Below are 18,223 nucleotides of genomic sequence, written 5' to 3' on the forward strand. Positions count from 1 at the left end.
GCACGCCGCGCGGCCGACGACGGTGCGGGTCGGCGAAGCCGTCGCCGCGGTCCACCGGGGCCGACGACGCCGGTGACCTCGACGCCGGGGTCGGCACCCGGGTCAACGAGGGGATCGCCCGTCCGGGGGGACAGCGGAGCGCCGCCCGAGAAGGGAGCCATGATCCTCCTTCACCGAGGAAACCGGGCCGGCCCTCGACGGGCTGTCCGACCCCACGCGTACGGGGTCGGCCACGCCGTCACCGGCATCTGCTGATGGGAATCCTGACCCGACGTCCCGCATGCCCTGGGGGGACGTCGTGATCCGAGGGATCGACCAGCACGGCTCGCCCGGTGAGCCACAGGTGCTGTTGTCCTCGACATCGACTGTGAGCGATAACATGACATTCGTCAAGTCGTAACGAAGTGAGCCGGACCGATCCGGTGTACCACCGTCGTCGGTGGGTCGTCCGGGCCGTAGAGTCTCTCGCCGTGATCGAGATCGGCACGCAGGTCGACCTGCTCCACCCCGCAGACCGGGTCTGGCGTGCGGTGACCGACCCGGAGCTGCTCGGCCGCTGGTTCGCCGACGCCGAGCCGGTCCCCGGTCGGCCGGACCGGTGGCGGCTACGGACGGCCGGGCTCTCCGGTTTCGACACCGACACCGACGTCGAGTGCATCGACCGGCGGACGCCGGAGCTGATCGTCGTACGGTGCCGTGAGGGCACCAGCGACAGCCTGTTGACCTGCTCCGTCACCCCCACCGAGGCGGGCTGCCGGGTGCTGGTCCGGGAGGCCGTGGAGCACGGCGACTGGCCCGCCGGGCAGGGCGCCGGCCGCGAGGAGTGCTACCGGCAGGCGCTGGCCGGACGCCTGCCGGCCCTGCTCGACTGGCTGGCCTTCCGACAGGTCGACCTGCGGCGGGACAGCGCCGCGCCGACCGCCGTGCTGCCGGCGGCGCTGATGGCCGACGTCGGCCGGCCGCCCGCCCGTCGCCGCCGGGCCACCGGGCTGGGCGTCGGACTGGGGGTGGTCACGCTGGCCCTCGGGCTGACCGGGTGGGCGCTGTCACGGGGCGGGCCACCCGCCGACCCCGGGGCGGCGCCGGTGGTCCCGGTGCCCGGATCCACCGCGACGCCCGGTCCCACCCGGTCCACCGCGACGGCGCGCCCGACGCCGACCCCGACGCCGAGCGGCAGCGCCACGCCGAGCCGGACCCCGTCGGCGACCCCGTCGCGGCGCGCCCCCTCCCCCACCCCCACGGCCACCGGGTCGCTGGACGCCCGCTACGAGACCGTGTCGACCCGGCTCTTCGGCTACACCGGCGAGGTGGTGGTGGACAATCCGGGCGGGGCACCGACCCCGGCCTGGACGGTGCGGGTCACCCTGCCCCGGGGCAGTTCGGCCGCCGAGGTGAGCGGGGCCGACTGGCGGCAGGACGGCCAGTCGGTCACCTTCACCGGGCCGGCCGTCCCGGCCGGCGGATCGCAGGTCATCCGGTTCGACGTGCGTACCGCCGATCCCGTCACCAAGGCCCCGACGGGCTGCACGGTCGACGAACGCCCCTGTGCCGGCCTGTGAGCCGGCGCGCGGGGGCGTGGCGACCGCCGGCCGGCACGCGGCGGTGCGGCGGGCCGGGCGGCGCGGGTCGCCCGGTCACCGCACCGGCGGCGCGGTGCTCTCCCGGACGGTGAGGGTGGTCGCCAGCTCCAGCCGGACCTGGCTGGTGCGCTCCCCCCGCCCGAGGGCGAGGGCCAGCTCGGTGGCGGTCGACGCCATCTCCAGCAACGGCTGGTGCACGGTGGTCAGCGCGGGATCCACCAGGGCGGCCATCGGCAGGTCGTCGAAGCCCACCACGCTGAGGTCGGTAGGGATCCGCAGCCCCACCTCGCGGGCCGCCTGATAGACCCCGAGGGCCTGGAGGTCGTTGCAGGCGAAGATCGCCGTCGGAGGATCCGGGCGGCGCAGCAGGCCCAGCGCCGCGGCCCGGCCGTCCTCGTGGGTGAGACCGGCGTGCACGACCAGCTCGGACTCCACCGGCAGACCGGCCGCGTCGAGGGCGGACCGGTGGCCGTCCAGCCGGGCGCGGCAGCACAGGACGTGTTCGGGGCCGCCGATCATCGCGATCCGGCGGTGACCGAGCTCGATCAGGTGCCGGGTGGCCGACCGACCGCCGGCCCAGTTCGTCGCGCCGACGAACGGCACGTCCTCGGGCAGCTCGACGGTGGGGTCGAAGACCACGACCGGGATGCCCCGGGCGCGGAGCTGCTGGCGCTGCTCGGTGTCGAGTTGGGCCACCATGACCAGGCAGTCCGGCCGGCGGGCGAGAGTGTCCTCGATCCAGTACCGGATCGCGTTGCGCTGCGGCCCGAACTCCGTCAGCACGACGCCGACCCGGTGCTGCCGGGCCGCCCGCTCGACGCCCCGGATGATCTCCAGGCCCCACATGTCCGCGATCCGGTCGAAGACCAGCTCCATCATGTTGCTGCGGGTCACCGGCGCGGTCCGGCGATAGCCGTGCTGGTTGATGGCGGCCTCGACCCGGGCCCGGGTGTCCGCCGCGACGCCGGACCGGCCGTTGATCACCTTCGACACGGTGGGAATCGACACGCCGGCCGATGCGGCGATCGCCGCGATCGTCACCGGCCTGGTGTGGTCGGCGAACGAGGCCAGGTCACCACCCGGCTTGCCCGTCTCGACGTGCCTCAACCCGGCCTCCTCCACTGTGGCAGCGGCTGTCGGCCGCGCCGGTATCCGCCCCGCGACCGGGCCGCCGGCACCGTTCAGGAGTCCCAGGATAACCCCGGCCGTCGCCCGCACCGGCCCCGCCCGAACGGCACGGATCGCGGAAACTTTCCGACCAGGCATCGACGACGAAGTGCCCGCCGTCGGTGGCGCTTCGGGCAGCCATGCCCGGATCCGCGGTAGATCGACGTCAGCGGATGCACTTTGCGATCGGGCCGATCCCTCCATTGACGCTCGTCGACCGAAACTTGTAAGGTCTGCGACGGAAACTTTCTGAGTCGAAATCCCGATCGTTTCCAGGCGGGAGCCTCGCCCTTCATCGCGGACGCCCTGGGCAGCGTCCGTACTCGCCACGTCCCCGACCGGGCCGTCAACCGTCCGCACCCGTCCGCACGGCCCGCCCGGGTTGCGCCGACAGCGCGGCCGGTGGCCCGGCCTGATCCGGTCGACGCCGTACCCGCCAGGGCGGCCCGGTCGGCGCGACGTCCGACGACCCCACCCCACCGGCGCCACCATGGCGAGGAGTTCCCTGATGACTTCGCACCACACCCGAAGAATGCGACAGCGAGCCGGCCTGCTCGCCGGCACGCTCGCCGCGCTGCTGCTGGCGGGCCTGATGGTCGCCGGCAACGCGCAGGCCGCCGCCGGCTGCCGCGTGACGTACGCCGTGCCCTCGCAGTGGCAGGGCGGCTTCACCGCCGACGTCAAGATCACCAACCTCGGCGACCCGATCGCCGGGTGGACCCTGGCCTGGACCTTCCCGGCCGGTCAGCGGGTCACCCAGGCCTGGAACACCACCGTCGCCGCCACCGGCGACCGGGCCACCGCCACGAACCTGAGCTACAACGCGGCGATCGCCACCAACGGCACGGTCTCCTTCGGTTTCAACGGGTCGTGGTCGGGCAGCAACCCGGCACCGACCTCGTTCTCCCTCAACGGCGTCGCCTGCACCGGCGAAGTGGGAGGCACCCCGACGCCGCCCCCCACCACCGCCCCGCCGTCCCCGACGCCGACCACCTCCCCGTCGCCGTCCCCCTCGCCCGGGGGCGACGCGACGGCCACGGTGGCCGCGATGCAACCCGGCTGGAACCTGGGCAACACCCTCGACGCCATCCCCGACGAGACGGCGTGGGGCAATCCGCTGACCAGCCAGGCGCTGCTGCGCCAGGTGCGCTCGCAGGGCTACCGCAGCATCCGGATCCCGGTGACCTGGACCGACCATACCGGACCGGCCCCGACATACACCATCGACCCGGTCTGGCTGGGCCGGGTGCGCCAGGTGGTCGACTGGTCGCTGGCCGAGGGCTTCTACGTGATGATCAACCTGCACCACGACTCCTGGCAGTGGATCAACGGGTACCCGGGTGACCGCACCACCGTGCTCAACCGGTACACCGCGCTGTGGACCCAGCTCGCCACCACCTTCCGCGACCACTCCGCCAAGCTGGTGTTCGAGAACATCAACGAGCCGCAGTTCAACGGCACCGCCGACGACGCCCAGAGCGACGAGGTGCTGCGCGAACTCCACCTGGCGTTCGTCCGCCTGGTCCGCCAGTCCGGCGGGACCAACGCCACCCGGCTGCTGGTGCTGCCCACCCTGCACACCAGCGGCGAGCAGGCCCGGATGGACGCGCTCAACACCACCATCAGCCAGCTCCGCGACCCCAACATCGCCGCGACCATCCACTTCTACGGGTACTGGCCGTTCAGCGTGAACATCGCCGGCGGCACCCGCTACGACAGCAACGTCGAGCAGGACCTCGTCGGCACCTTCGAGCGCGCCCGCGCCTCGTTCGTCGCCCGGGGCATCCCCGTGATCATCGGTGAGTGGGCGCTGCTCAGCTACGACTACACCCGGCCCGGCATCATCGAACGCGGCGAGTTGCTGAAGTTCTTCGAGGCCGTCGGCTACCACGCCCGGCTGCGCAACCTCACCACGATGCTCTGGGACGCCGGATCCTTCCTCAACCGCAACACCCTGCAATGGCGGGACCAGGGCATCTTCGACCTGATGAAGGCGAGCTGGACCACCCGCTCGGCCACCGCATCCACGGATCAGGTCTACCTGCCCCGCACCGGCGCCATCACCGCCAGGACGCTCACCCTCAACCTGAACGGCACCTCGTTCCAGGGTCTGCGGCAGGGCAGCACCAACCTGGTCAACGGCACCGACTACACCGTCTCCGGCACCACCCTCACCCTCACGGCGTCGGCGCTGACCCGCCTGGCCGGCAACCGCGCCCCGGGGGTCAACGCCACCATCGAGGCCCGCTTCTCGCAGGGCGTGCCGTGGCAGATCAGCATCATCTCCGCCGACAGGCCCACCCAGTCGGCGGCCACCGGCACCACCGCCTCGTTCGCCATCCCCACCCAGTTCCGTGGTGACCAGCTCGCCACCATGGAGGCCAAGTACGCCGACGGCAGCGGCGCCGGCCCGGCCAACTGGACCTCCTACAAGGAGTTCTGGACGCACTTCCAACCGGACTACAGCGCCAGCACCATCCTGCTGAAGCCCGAGTTCTTCGCCGAGGTCAACGACGGCCCGGTCACCCTGACCTTCCACTTCTGGAGCGGCACGCAGGTCACGTACCGCATCACGAAGACCGGAAGCTCGGTCACCGGCAGCCCGGCCTGACCGGTCGGGGCGTCGCGGAGCCGTCAACCCGCGACGCCCCGACCGCCGGTCGGCCTGCGACGCCCCCTCCGCCAATCGGGTCGCGAGACCCCGTCCGCCGGTCGCCCCGCGACACCCCCTCCGCGGTCGGTCGTGGCCCGTCCGGGCGGCCAGGCGGCCACTCTCAGGGCAGCCAGGAGGCCTCGGCCAGTGCCCGCGACGCCGCCCCCTCGTAGACCGCCAGTGCCAGCCAGGACTCCGCGAACGCCTGACCGTCGTCATCGGTGAGCCGCCCGAAGGCGTCCCGGGGACGGGCCCGGGCCGCGTCGCCCAGAGTCGTGAGCAGCTGCGCGCCCAGATCCAGCCGGGCCGACCGCAGGCGCTGCGCCACCGGATCGGCCAGCGCCTGGACCGCCCGGCCACCCGAGACGACCCGCTCCACCTGCCGACGCAGCAGTCCCCCCGCGGCATCACCGACCCGCGGACCCGGCACGGGACCGGCGCGGCCCGGGGACGCATCGTCCACCGACCCCGGGTCGCCCGCCCTGAGCTGGCTGGAGTGCAGCCGGTCGAAGCCGAGATCGGCGTGCCCCGCCCAGCTCTCCGGCAGGTCGAGCCCCGGCCCGTCGACCGACGTCGGCCCCACCGAGAGCGCCTGGACCGTCGCCCGGCGGGCCGGATCGAGCCGACCCACCAACCGCAGCTCCGCCCCTGCCGCCCGGGCCAGCAACCGCAGGTTGTCCCGGTACGGCAGGACGGCGTGCTCGTCGGCGGCGGTCAGCGTCAGCACCGCCCCGTCGCCGGTCTCGACGAGGACGGTGTGCTCGTGGCCGCCCAGCACCCGCACGGTCAGGAAGAGCAGGTCCGCGCCGGCCGGACGCTCCGGCACCGGCAGGGTCACCGCGTCGAAGGCCCGCCGTACCTGCTCGGGCAGGGGCTGCGTCCACAACCCGGCCAGCGGCTCGTCGGCCCAACCGGCACCGGCGGCGCGCACCGCCCGTACCGCCCGGCCGGCCCCCAACTGCCCCGAGTCCGACGCGGTGCCACCGGACACCACCAGCCCGGCCCGGGTGAGCTGCCGGTGGCTGAGCCCCGACTCGCCCACCGCCACCGTGGCGTCGCCCGCGCCGACGGCCCGTCCCACGTCGCCCGGGGCGAGATCGGCGACCGTCCACAGCCGACCGGTGCGGTCCGCCAGATAGGTGACCACCCCGGCGTACCCGGAATCCGTCACCACCGGCACCGTGCAGAGCCCGTACAGGCGCAGGCCCGCCTGTGGGTCGTAGGCCCGTCGGGCGACACCCAGCAGCGCCCCCAGTTCATCGGCCGGTGGCGCGGCCCCGCGCAGCCGACGCGACACCGCCAGCAGCTCGCGCAGGTCGTCGGTCAGCTCGGCGAGCCGGTGGTGCGGTTCGGCCTCCCGGGCGGCCCGCAGTCCCGCCGCGACCCGGGTGCCGGACGCGGCGGCACGGTGCAGACCGTTGGTCCTGGCCTCGTGCACCGCCCGCAGCAGGGCGGTCCGTAGCACCACCCCGCAGCCGACCACCCCCGCCGCCAGCACCTCCACCGCCACCCGCCACAGCCCTTCGGCGGCGACCCGCTGACGGTCGGTGAGCCCGCCGTCCGACGCCGCACCGGCCGCCGGGGGAGCCGGGGTGCCACCGCCCGCCACAGCCGCCGCACCGGCGGGCGGCGCGGCAGCGGCATCGGCGGGCGGGGCTGCGGTGCCAGCGGCGGGCACCCCGGGCACCGGACCGCCGGGGCGGCCGACGGACGGATCGCCAGGTCGGACGGCGGACGGCGGCGACGGGGCCGCGTCGTCCACCGGGGCGAGGGCGAGCACCGCCATCCGGTGCAGGCAGTTCGGCGCGAGCAGGCAACTGCACCGGACGTCGGCGGCACCGCGCACCACCCCGTCGACCGCCACCAGGGTCACCGTCGTCGACTCGTCGACCCGGACCGTCACCCCGTCGGCCGTGCCGGTGACCGGCCAGCCACGGGCGCGGACCACCGCGTCGTCCACCTTCCTGCGCAGCCGCGCCGGCAACGCGTCCAACGCCTCGGCCAGCACCGGCGCGGTCACCGCCGGCAGAGCGGTCATCGGCGGACCTGCTCGCCGACCCACCGGGCCAGCTCCAGCGGGCTCAACGCGGCGACCGGCATGCCCGCCGCCACCAGCTGGCCCGCCGCCGACACCGAGTAGCGGGGCCGACCGGCGTCGTCCAGGCTGGCGCAGCCCAGCACCTGGCAGCCCGCCTCGACCAACGCCCGGGTCTCCGCCAGCAGTCCACCCATCGGGAAGCCCTCCTCGAAGTCGCTGATCACGACCACCATCGTCCGCTGCGGCACGGTGACCAACGACCGGGCGTACCGCAACCCGGCCGCGATGTGGGTGCCCCCGCCGACGCTGACCTCCAGCAGCAGGGCCAGCGGGTCGTCCACCCGGTCGGAGAGGTCCACGATCTCGGTGGAGAAGGCGACGAAGTGGGTGCTGAGCGCCGGGACACCGGCCAGCACGGCGGCGGTGAGCGCCGACCAGATCACCGACTCCTCCATCGAACCGGAGACGTCGACGACGAGCACCAGCCGCCAGTCCACCCCCCGACGGGCGCGGCTGCGGAACACCGGCCGGTCCGGCACCAGCATGACCCGCCCCTGCGCGTCGCGGCGGATGGTGGCCAGGTTGGCCCGCAGCGTCCGGGGCAGGTCCAGCGGCCCGCCCGGCCGGGGGGTGGGACGGGGGGTGGTCAGCCCGGTCAGCGCCGGGCGCAACCGGGCGGCCAACTGCCTGGTCAGCTCCGCCACCAGGCGGGCGACCAGTGGTCGCAGCCGCGCCACCGTGGACTCCGGCAGACCGCCCGCGAGGGTGAGCACGTCCCGGAGCAACTCGACGGACGGACGCACCGCCGCCGGATCCAGCTCGGCGACCGCGTCCAGCCGGCCCGCCTCGACGGCCCGCGCCAACACCTCCTCACGCACCCCGGGGCCGAACAGGGCGGACAGCTCCTCCGCCCACTCGCGTACGCCGGGAAACGACGCCTCCCGACCGGCCCGACCGGCCGCCTCGGCACCGGCCCCTTCGCCCCGGCCCGCGCCATACAGCTCGTCGAGCGCGGTGGCGTAGCGGCGGGCGCGCGGCCCCACCCGGGCGGACTCCCGGCCGAGCACGAGCCGCCACCGGTCCACCGTCGAGAGCCCACCGGCGGGCCTGCGCCGGTCCGCCGGCCGCGCCGCGGCGGCGACCGCCGCCGGCTCCGGCGACGACGCCGCCGGACCGGGGGTGAGCAGGCCCTCCCGCAGCAGCGCCTCCCGACCGGCCCGGTCGGCGCGCAGCCGGACCAGCAGGGCCTCCGGATCGTCGAGCACCGCGATGTCGGCCGCCGGACCGGTGTCGTCGAGCCGTTCCCGGACCACCTCCAGCAGCCGGTCCCGGCCCGCCGGGCTGACCACGTGGAAGCCGGCACGCAGCGCCGGTAGCCGGGCGAGGAACTCCTCGTCGGGCACCGTCTCGATCCGGTCGAGGAAGCCGTCCAGCACCTCACCGCTGGCCCGCAGCAGCGGTTCGGCGACGACCAGCAGCCCGGTCAGCCGTCCCTGGAGCTGCTGCCGCCCGGTGGGCGTGGTCGCGGTGTCCCACCAGGACGCGACGAGCCGGCCGAGGGCCGCCGGCTCCCGCAGGCCGAGCAGGACCTGGACCGCGCCGGCCGCGGCGGCCATCAGCGGGGTGCCCCCGGCGGCGAGCCGGGCCAGACAGTCGGCCAGGCGCAACCCCGCCCCGGCCGCGTCGGCCCGCTGGGCGAGCGTGGCCAACGCCTCGGCACTGGCCGCGTCCTCGGCACCGGCCAGCCCGTCGACCTGCCGGATCGCCGCGCCCTCCAGCGCCTCGACGGCCCGCCCCAGCTCACCCGGCGACATCCCGGACCCACCGGGCAGGTGGCCGAGGCGCAGCCGGTCGAGCAGCGCCAACGCGGCGACCAGCTCACCGAGGCTGCCCTCCGCCGGCACGGTGACCGACACCTCGGCGAGCCGGCGCGCGGCCAACCCGGCCAGGTCGCACCGCGCGGCGTCCGCCAACCCCGCGATCACCGCGGCGACGGTCGGCCCCCCGTCGGCCCGTTCCCGCCGTCGCCGCTCCACCAGCGCACCCTCGGTGGCCTGCCCCAGGGTCACCCCGCGCAGCCCGGCCACCTCGATCGTCGCCTCGGTCCGGGGGGACCACTCCACCCGCCAACGGGTGGTGACAGTATCCACCCCGCCGACCCCCGCGCCGCCGGCCGGCGCGGCGTAGTCGACACCGCAGACCACCAGCCGGTGCAGCGCGATCTCCCGCCGCCGGTCCAGGGCGGACCGGAGCGGGTCCAGCCGCAGCTCCCGGGCCGGGTCGCCGGCCCCGGGCAGACGCAACCGGGTCAGCAGCTCGCGCACCGCCGGGGCCAGCCCGGAGCGCGGGGTGCCGGGGGCCAACGCGCCCCGCCGGTCGCCGACGAGCACCTGTTCCATCCCGCCGGCCACCGCGCGGCCCCGACCGAGGACCTCGCCGTGGGCGAGCACGCTCTGGATCGCCTCGACCAGCTCACCCCGGCCCGGTGCCGGCAGGCCGCGCAGCCGGGCCAGGTCGAGCGCGAGCCGGACCGCCTCCCGGGCCTCGCCCGGACCGGCTGGGTGACCGGCCCGGCGGATCGCCGCACAGACCGCCACCACCGCGCCGGTCGTCGCCGACTCGACGGCCGCGGGGTCACCGTCGGCGGCGAGCACCGACTGCTGCCACTGCGGATCGCGGATGCCGGCCGGGTAGCCCGACCGGGCGTCGAGCAGCCCGAACGTGTACGGCACCAGCGAGGTCACCACCGACGACGCACCCGCCGGGCCGGCCGGTGGCGGGTCCTGCGCGCCGGTCAGCAGCGCCGGGGCATGGAATGCGCCGACCAGGGCGGCGACCCGGCCCTGCCCCGCCTCGGCCAGGCACCGCCGCATCCACGCCTCCCGCCGCAGGTCGAGGGGGGACACCCCCGGCCCCCGCTCGGCGTCGGCCCGCATCGCCCAGCCGACCGCGAGCGCCGCCCGGCGGACCGCCTCCGGGTCCGCGCCGGGTGCCCGGGCCTCGACCGACCGGTCCCACAGGTCGTCGTCGGGGCGTCCGGTGCCGGCCGCCCGCAGCGCGTCGGCGAACGACCGGCCCGGCGGCGGGGTGCCGGCCGGCTCGCGCTCCTGCCAGGCCGGGTCGGCCAGCGGCAGGTCACACGGGACGACCGGCACCCCGTTGCGGGCGGCCCAGCGCACCGCGACCAGCTCCGGGGAGAAATCGGCGAACGGGTAGAACGCCGGCCCCCCACGGTCGCCGACCACCCCGGCCAGCGCCACCGGGGCGGTGGTGGCCGGGTCGGCGAGCCACGGCAGCCACTCGCCCAGCTCCGGCGGGAGTTCGAGGAGAAGCACCTCGGGTCGGTACCCGGCCAGCAGTCGGGGCAGCACCACCGCCAGCGCGGGCGAGTGGTGCCGTACCCCGATCAGGTACGGCCGGCGGTGCCCGGCCAGCGCGGTGACCGCGACCGCGGGATCGACCAGCCCCGGGCCGGCCGGCGGTGACGGGTCAGTCGGTGAGGACATCGCGCAGTTCCCAGAGTTGCCGCCACAGCCGTCCGCCGTCCTCGGCCCGCCGCCGGACCGCGCCGTCCCAGTAGCCGAGCAGCTTGGCCCCGTCGGCGGGGTCGTCCTTGCGGACCACGCCGAGCAGGTGCCCCGGCAGCAGCGACAGCACGTCCCGGTCACCGGGGAAGTAGGCCGCCGCCAGCGCCAGCGACGACGCGACCGCCACCGCCTCGGCGGTGCTCATCACCGTGGAGGGCCGCTCCACCTCCCAGCCCTCGACCGACCGCCCCGCCCGCAGGTCCCGGAACGCGGTGACCAGCGCCTCCAACACCGCGTCGTCGACCGCGAACGGGGCGTGCACCCGCTCCAGCGTGGCGCGGGCCTGCCGCGCCACCAGGGCGACCTCCTGGGCGAGGTCGCCGATCGGGCCGACCGTCTCGAAGTTGAACCGGCGTTTGAGCGCCGCCGACATCTCCGACACCCCCCGGTCGCGCAGGTTGGCGGTCGCGATCAGCGTGAAGCCGGGGGCGGCGGGCACGGTCGCCTCGGCGGTGCCGGACAGCTCGGGCACCGCGATCCGCCGGTCGGACAGGATGGACACCAGCGCGTCCTGGACCTCCGGCAGACAGCGGGTGATCTCCTCCACCCGGGCCACCGCGCCGGTCCGCATCGCGGACAGGATCGGCGACGGCACCAGCGCGGCGGCGCTCGGCCCGTGCGCGAGCAGCAGGGCGTAGTTCCAGCCGTACCGGAGCTGGTCCTCGGTGGTCCCCGCGGTGCCCTGCACGACCAGCTCGCTGGTGCCGCAGATCGCGGCGGACAGCAGCTCCGACAGCATCGACTTGGCGGTGCCCGGTTCGCCGACGAGCAGCAGGCCCCGTTCCCCGGCCAGGGTGACGACGCAGCGTTCGACCAGTGCCCGTTCCCCGACGAACTTGGCGGCCACGGCCAGGGTGCGGGGCAGGTCGTCGCGGCGGGCCTGCCGGGGCAGCTCCAGCGGGGCACCGCCACTGCCCACGATGAAGGTGACCACCGCACGGGGGGTCAGCCGCCAACCCGGCGGTCGGGGCCCGTCGTCGTACGCGGCGAGGAAGGCCAGCTCGGTGGCGTGGGCGTGCTCGGCCGGCTGGACCTGGCGAGCCGCCGGGGTGGTCGCGGTGGTCATCGGCGCCTTTCCGTAACAAGATCGTCGAAGCGGGGGGCGTCACCCTCGACCAGCCGGGCCCAGGCGAGCGCGAACAGCCGGGGTGCGGGGGCGACCGGGGAGACGATGCCCAGCGCGGTCACGCCGCCCTCGCCCCCGATCAGCAGCGGTAGCTTCCACCGTTCCAGGGGCAGCAGCGGCGCCTTCAGCGCCAACCAGCCGCCGGGCAGGAACAGCGACCGGCCGGCCCGGGGCCGCTTCGCCGCGACGACGTGCTCGGTCGCGGCCAGCTCGGCGCGGGCCGCCTTGAGCCGGGCCGGCTTCCAGCCGGTCCACCGGGCGACGTTGCGGTCGGTCGGGTCGGGCAGGGCGAGCAGCTGCAGGTAGAGCGCCGCGGCGTCGGCGCCCAGCCCGAGCGTCGAGGCGACCGTCGCGACCAGCTCGGGGTCGGACCGGGTCGGGTCCTGCGCGAAGCCGTCGTCCATCGCCGGGACGACGTGCGACACCACCTCGCTGAGCTGGTCACCGAGCAGCGCGCGCAGCGCCGCCAGCAACGGCTCGTTGACCTGGTCGAGGCGCGCCCGCAGCACGGCCAGCGCCGGATCGTCCAGCCCGGACAGCCGGGACGGACGCAACCGGACCTGCTGCCAGCGGGTCGTCGGAGGGATCAGCACCGGGCCGACCTCGGTGCCCGCCGGGCCGGTCGTCACCGGGAGACCGAACGCGGCGGTGAACGCCGGGAGCTTGTTGCCGTCGAGGTGGCCGACCGAAACGGTGAACCCGGGATCGGCCAGCCGCTGCCGGGCCAGTCGGGCGGCCACCGGCAACGCCGACCGGATCGGGTCGTCGACGGCCAGGTGGTACGCCAGCCACGGCAGGGTCCTGGTCAGCGCGATCAGCGCGTCGTCGTCGTCCACGCCGGAGTCGGCGCCGGCCAGCCAGGGGCAGGTCGCCGCGTTGGCCACCCAGTGGACCACCGTCGAGGCCGGGAGCGGGCTGGTCACCTCGGCCCGGTCGAGCTGGACGATCAACTCGTCGGCGACGGGTCGACGTCGCCCGTGCCGCCGGATCCACTCCTCGACGATCAGGTCCTGCCGGGGTCCGTCGACCCAGAGCGTCGCCGGGTCCTCCGGCAGCAGCCGCCCGAGCAGCCCGGCGAAGGCCTGGCGGCCGCGCCCGCCGGTGCCCCAGAACCGGGCCGCCGCGGCGGCGGCCGCCGCGTCGGGCAGCTCCAGGATGGTCCGCAGCTCGGCCGGGGCCTTCTCCCACACGAGCCGGGGTAGGCCGGTCAGCAGCAGCACCGCCTCGGCATGGCTCATGCCCGCCGCCTCGGACAGGGTGCGCGCCCAGCCAGGCTGCCACTCCAGCGGCCCGTTGGCCCGGGCGAGCCGGACGAACTCGTCGAGCCGCTGCGGCGTGACGTCGCCGGTCGGCAGGATCTCCTCCTCGGTGATCCGGAAACCCGGCACCGCCGAGAACCTCCCGGTCGGCGTCCAGTCGAGCACGTCGAGCTCCCGGTCGTCGGTGTCGACGGCGAGCACCAGCGTCCGTCGGCCGCCCTCGGTCAGCACCTGCCCCCGGGCCTGGTCGACCGGGGTGCCGGCGTCGGCGACCAGGGTGAGCCGCCGCAGCCGGCTGCCCGCGGTGAGGAGCCCGGAGCGGGCGCACACCTCCAGCAGCGTCAGCAGCGCCTCGCGTACCTCGGACAGGCAGATCGGGGCCACCGCCCGGTACATCGCGGCCGGCAGCACCCCCAGCAGGTCGAACCAGTCGAGGTCACCGTCGAGTCGACCCCGGGCGTCCGGTGTCGGGTCGGTGCCGGTGAGCACGGCCCCCGCGCGGGAGATCAGCCGCAGGGAGCTGTCCTCCGCGCTGTAGCAGTACTGGATCAGCCCGGCGAGCCCCTCGGAGAGCAGCCGGTCGACCGCCGGTGCCCCGGCCGGGGCCTGCTCCTGCGCCGGCAGGGCATTGGCCTGTTCGCCGTCGAGCACGGCGGCCAGCGTCCGTAGTCGGGCCATCTGGGCGGCGGCCCGGCTGACGAGCCCGGCGACCCCGGCGACGAGGGCGGGCGCGGTGAGCTGCGGGAGGTACCGGCCGACCAGAGCGCGCACCTGGGCGGCGTCCTGACCGGCCGCCTCGGCCAGTAGCGCGCCGGCCTGTGCGTCGGTGACGCCCCGAAGCGCCGCCGAACCGGCCTCGTCGCGGGGCCGCAGGAAGTGCCAGTACTCCAGGGGCGGCACCAGCCGGGTGCCGGCGGCGAAGGCCGACCGCTCCGCGCCGAGCTGGTAGCGCCCGAGCAGGAAGCCGTCCTCGGCGCAGAGCAGCAGCTCGCCACCGGAGCCCCGGCCGTGGTGCAGCACGCCGAAGGTGGTGTCCGCGCCGGGGAACCGCACCGCCGCCGCCAGCTTGCCGCCGGGGGACACCCCCGCCGGCAGGGCGAAGGAGCGCCCGTCCACGGACTCGCCGGTCCAGCCGCCGTCCGCCGCGCGCCGGGCCCGCCAGCCGGCCAGCCCGGCCGCGTGGCCCAGCGGGCCGGCCGACGACTCGACGGGACGCAGCCAGGACGCCTCCGCGTCCAGCGGCCGCCCGTCGAGCGTGCCGTCCTCGAAGAACGTCGGCCGGGAGAACCGGCCCGGCTCGCCCGTGGCGGGGTCGTACTCGCGCCAGCCGAGCGGGTGGTCGGCGGCGCGTACCCAGTAGGTGTCACCGTCGCTGATCACCCGGCCGCCGGTCCGCTCGCCCCGGTCACCGACCCGCAGCGGACGCCGCCCCTGGGTGCGCCCCCCGCCGGGCAGCGGCAGCGACAGCCGGGGGTAGTTGGTGAAGGCGTCGTCGGGGAGGACGAAGACGTCGTCCGGTGCCCCGCTCCAGTAGGCGGCCCGGTCGCGGCCCCGGTCCCAGCAGACCAGCAGCTGCCCGTCGACGTAGCGCAGGACCAGCCGCCAGCGGTAGCGGTTCTCCCCGGCCGGGATCCGCATCAGGTGCTCGAGTGCCACCCCGTCCGGCCCGGCCACCGAGACCAGGTCGCCGGTGACCAGGAGCAGGTACGGCCACTGCCCGGTGAGCTGCACGTCCACCGTCGACTCGGCGAGCCGTTCGGTGGCGGTGTCCAGGGCCGGCCAGCCGTACTCGTCGAGCAGGCCGGAGCGCAGCGTGCGGCCGAGGACCGGGCCGAGGTCGTGGTCGACGAGCCGGCGTACCGCGTCGGGGTTGACGGCGAACCCGGTCGGGCAGGCGACCGTGCCGACCCGGTCGAGGTGGTGGTCGAGGGTGGGCAGCCCCTGCCGTCCGACGGCATCGGCGAGGGTGTCCAGCCAGCCCCGCAGGGCGGTCCGCAGACCGGGCACCGCAACGATCTCCGTCACCCGCGGCGTCGGGTCGCTCAGGTCGCGCGAGCCGGAGCTCAGCCGCCGCTCGACCCCCTCGACCAGGATCGGCAGGAACCGCCGGTCGGCGGCGACGGCGACCAGGTCGCGCCGCCCGTCGGTCTCGTCGGCCAGCCACGAGTCCAGCCGGTGCCGGACGCTGTCGCCCGGATCCGCGACGGGCACCCCCAGGGCCAGGCAGGTGTCGAGCAGGTCGAGGTCCACGGTGTCGTGGGAGCGGCAGAGCACGACCGGCACCCCGTCGGCCTTCAGCCGCCCCGCCATCCGGGCGACCAGCGCCAGCAGCCCGGGGTGTCGCTTGCGGACGTGCCACGAGCGGCGCTCCCGGTGCGCGTCGAACCGGCTCAGCCAGCCGGCCGGTCCGTCCGGCGCGGCGGCCTCGGCGGGTACGCCGTCCGCCGGCCCGGTCAGCGCCAGGGTGGCACCGGCGTCCTCCAGCACGCCCAGCCAGACGTCATCGCCGCAGTGCTGCGGGGTCAGCCCGAGCAACCGGCCGCGCAGGGCGGGGTCGGTGGCGGCGAGCCGGGCCAGCGGTGCCCGATAGGCGTTCCAGAACGCCTCCGGCGCCCGGTTGAGCGCCGGTGCGGCCAGCAGCTCGCCGAGCACCCGCTCGTCCTCGGCGGCCGGGTCGAGGCCGGCGGCGCGGGCCAGCCGGCGCAGGTCGGTGTGCATCGCCGCGTACGGGGGCAGGCCGCCCAGCGTGCGCTCCACGCACAGCCGCAGGAACATCGCGTACGCGTCGGCCGGTGCGCGCCGGGTCGCCAGGTCCCGGGCGTGGCCGGAGAGCGCCTTCGCGGTCAGCGCGCCGGCCAGCGCGAACTCGAGGAAGACGGCGTGCTGGCGGTCCTCGTCGATGGTCAGCCCGTAGGCGCGTTCGGCGTCCCGGGCCTTGCCGAACATACTCGCCGCGTGGGTCACGCTGTCGGCGGCGAGGAACGCCCGCCCGGCCTCCTCGAAGAACGTCGGCAGGAAGTGCGGCACCGACCGGGCCAGCCGCTCGCCGAGGGCGTTGAAGCCGTCCTTCGCCGGGCCGATCCGGGACTTCGCCGTCCGGGCCAGCCGCTCGATCTCCTTGACCAGGGCCAGGGCGTGGTGCCCGTTGGCCGGGTCGTGGACCAGCGCCCAGGCCGGGAAGCCGAGGGCCTGCTGGCGGACCACGCCGACCGGGGTCACCCGGTCCGGCGGGGTGAAGCCCAGGAACTCCATGGACAGGTCCTCGGCCTCGCCGAGGGTGTCGATGACCAGCCGGACCACGGTCCGGCCGGCGAGGGCCGGGTGGGCGTAGCGGCGGGCGGTCAGGGTGGCGGCGGTGTCGTCCTTGGCCACCACCGTGCCGACGGGCAGCACCGCTCCCGCCTCCAGCAGGTCCATCGTGTCGGCGCTCACCGGCCATCCTCCTCTTGTGCTGCCACGACCCGTCCGGCGTACAGCGCGGCGGCCATCCGGGTTCCTTCCGACCAGGCCACCGGGCCGACCGTGCCCAGCGGCAGGGCGGTGCCGTGCCGGTCGGTGAAGACGAGGTCACCGGTCTCGGTCTCGTAGTACGGGTCATCGGCGCCGACCCACGACCGGGCCTCGACGGTGTGGCCGTCCTCGACGATCCGGCACACCGCGTTGCCGCCGCGCACCGGATAACCGAGCTTCGTCGCCCGGGCCGTCAGGTGGCGGAGCTGGTCGTACCGGCCGCCGGAGTAGTCGCCGACCCGGGTCGCCGTCGGGTCGACGTCCGGCCCGCGGACCCAGGTCTGCCGGAAGAGCTGGTCGACCGACTGGCGGACCTGGAGCTCGGCGGCGAACTCCCGCAGGTCGTCGAGGTCGTCGAGGGTGACCGGGTGGGGGACGACGATCCGTCGGGCGGTCCGCCGGACGGTGTCGCCGTCGAGGTCGACCAGCCCGACCTGACCGTCGCCCGCGTCGCGGAGCAGACCCACCCCGTCCGGATCCCGGTGGCCGTCGTCGTCGAGCACCGCGACGACGAGGTCGGTCAGCGCGGTGCGCCACGCCTCGTCCGGCCACACCTCGGTCAGCACCGACACCGGCACCGGCAGCGAGCGCACCATCCAGCGTTCGATGTCCGTCCGGCACTGGGCCTCGTGCCGGGTCAGCCACTCGGTGAGCTGGCGCAGCCCGAGCACCGTCGGATCGTCGCGTAAGGACGCCGGCACGGAACGGAGTTCCCGTCCCTTGGCGTTCCGCGCCACGACGTCGCCGTCACGGAGAGCGACCTGATAGCCACCCGGCACCGCTGACCATCCCATGTGGACATCCCATGCTCGACCGATCAAGACACCGGAGGCTAGCCCACCCGGACGACAAAAACGGCCGCCGTCCCGCCCCGCGGCCACCGGCCCGGCACTGGCAGGATTCCTCACTGTCGGTGAGGAGCAGTGGAGAGCAGCGATCCCCAAGCGCCGCCGATGGTCGCCGCCGCCGGTCGGGAACCGCTTCCCCCGCAATCGGTCCACCTGCCGAAGTGCAGGTCACCGCGATCGGCGGGCCGACCGTCGCGCCGGACCGGCGGAGGCGGGTAGCACCCGACCGCAAGCTCACCGCCAGTGATGATTCTTACTCCGACCGGGGCGACGGGGCCGGTGGGGCCGCAGGGGGCGGTGGTGCCGCCGTGACCAGTCGACATCGCCCGGGTGATGCCCCGCACGGCACCGATGGGCGTTTCACCCGCCGAAAACTGACCGAACGGACAGTCACCGCCCGTAGCCTTTCCGCTGCCACCCGGCTGTTCGACGGACAGCCGTCTAATCGCCTGATC

8 protein-coding genes are annotated in these 18,223 nt (G+C 75.5%); 2 read left to right on the forward strand and 6 right to left on the reverse strand.

Annotated features, from left to right (window positions below; translation table 11 throughout):
* Positions 1-470 precede the first annotated feature (470 nt).
* Complete coding sequence (locus tag GA0070623_RS06135; RefSeq protein WP_089003930.1) at positions 471-1,559, forward strand: SRPBCC domain-containing protein; 1,089 nt, start codon at positions 471-473, stop codon at positions 1,557-1,559.
* A 75-nt stretch (positions 1,560-1,634) separates the two neighbouring features.
* Here the strand turns inward: GA0070623_RS06135 and GA0070623_RS06140 are convergent, their stop codons facing one another.
* A complete protein-coding gene (locus tag GA0070623_RS06140; RefSeq protein ID WP_067315650.1) occupies positions 1,635-2,687 on the reverse strand; it encodes a LacI family DNA-binding transcriptional regulator in 1,053 nt (350 codons plus the stop codon).
* Between the two features lie 592 nt (positions 2,688-3,279).
* Between GA0070623_RS06140 and GA0070623_RS06145 the strand changes: the two genes are divergently transcribed.
* Complete coding sequence (locus GA0070623_RS06145; protein ID WP_197700051.1) at positions 3,280-5,358, forward strand: cellulase family glycosylhydrolase; 2,079 nt, start codon at positions 3,280-3,282, stop codon at positions 5,356-5,358.
* Positions 5,359-5,521: 163 nt separating this feature from the next.
* Here GA0070623_RS06145 and GA0070623_RS06150 read toward each other — a convergent pair whose 3' ends face one another.
* The 5 genes from GA0070623_RS06150 to GA0070623_RS06170 are packed head-to-tail and all read right to left on the reverse strand — an operon-like array spanning position 5,522 to position 17,714.
* A complete protein-coding gene (locus GA0070623_RS06150; protein WP_067312957.1) occupies positions 5,522-7,438 on the reverse strand; it encodes a hypothetical protein in 1,917 nt (638 codons plus the stop codon).
* Positions 7,435-10,944, reverse strand: coding sequence for a DUF5682 family protein (locus GA0070623_RS06155; RefSeq protein ID WP_067312959.1), 3,510 nt, complete (start codon positions 10,942-10,944; stop codon positions 7,435-7,437). The genes GA0070623_RS06150 and GA0070623_RS06155 overlap by 4 nt, the downstream gene beginning before the upstream one ends.
* On the reverse strand, positions 10,928-12,091 hold the full coding sequence (locus GA0070623_RS06160) for an AAA family ATPase (RefSeq protein WP_067312962.1): 1,164 nt from the start codon (positions 12,089-12,091) through the stop codon (positions 10,928-10,930). Before GA0070623_RS06160 ends, GA0070623_RS06155 begins: the two co-directional genes overlap by 17 nt.
* Entirely contained in the window at positions 12,088-16,842 is a 4,755-nt protein-coding gene (locus GA0070623_RS06165; protein WP_067312964.1) for a hypothetical protein, read from the reverse strand. Before GA0070623_RS06165 ends, GA0070623_RS06160 begins: the two co-directional genes overlap by 4 nt.
* The gene (locus tag GA0070623_RS06170; protein WP_067312966.1) at positions 16,839-17,714 is read right to left on the reverse strand and encodes a DUF4132 domain-containing protein; all 876 of its coding nucleotides are present in this window, start codon (positions 17,712-17,714) and stop codon (positions 16,839-16,841) included. Before GA0070623_RS06170 ends, GA0070623_RS06165 begins: the two co-directional genes overlap by 4 nt.
* Between the last annotated feature and the right edge of the window lie 509 nt (positions 17,715-18,223).

The sequence above is a fragment of the Micromonospora rifamycinica genome (assembly GCF_900090265.1).
Classification (GTDB): Bacteria; Actinomycetota; Actinomycetes; order Mycobacteriales; family Micromonosporaceae; genus Micromonospora; species Micromonospora rifamycinica.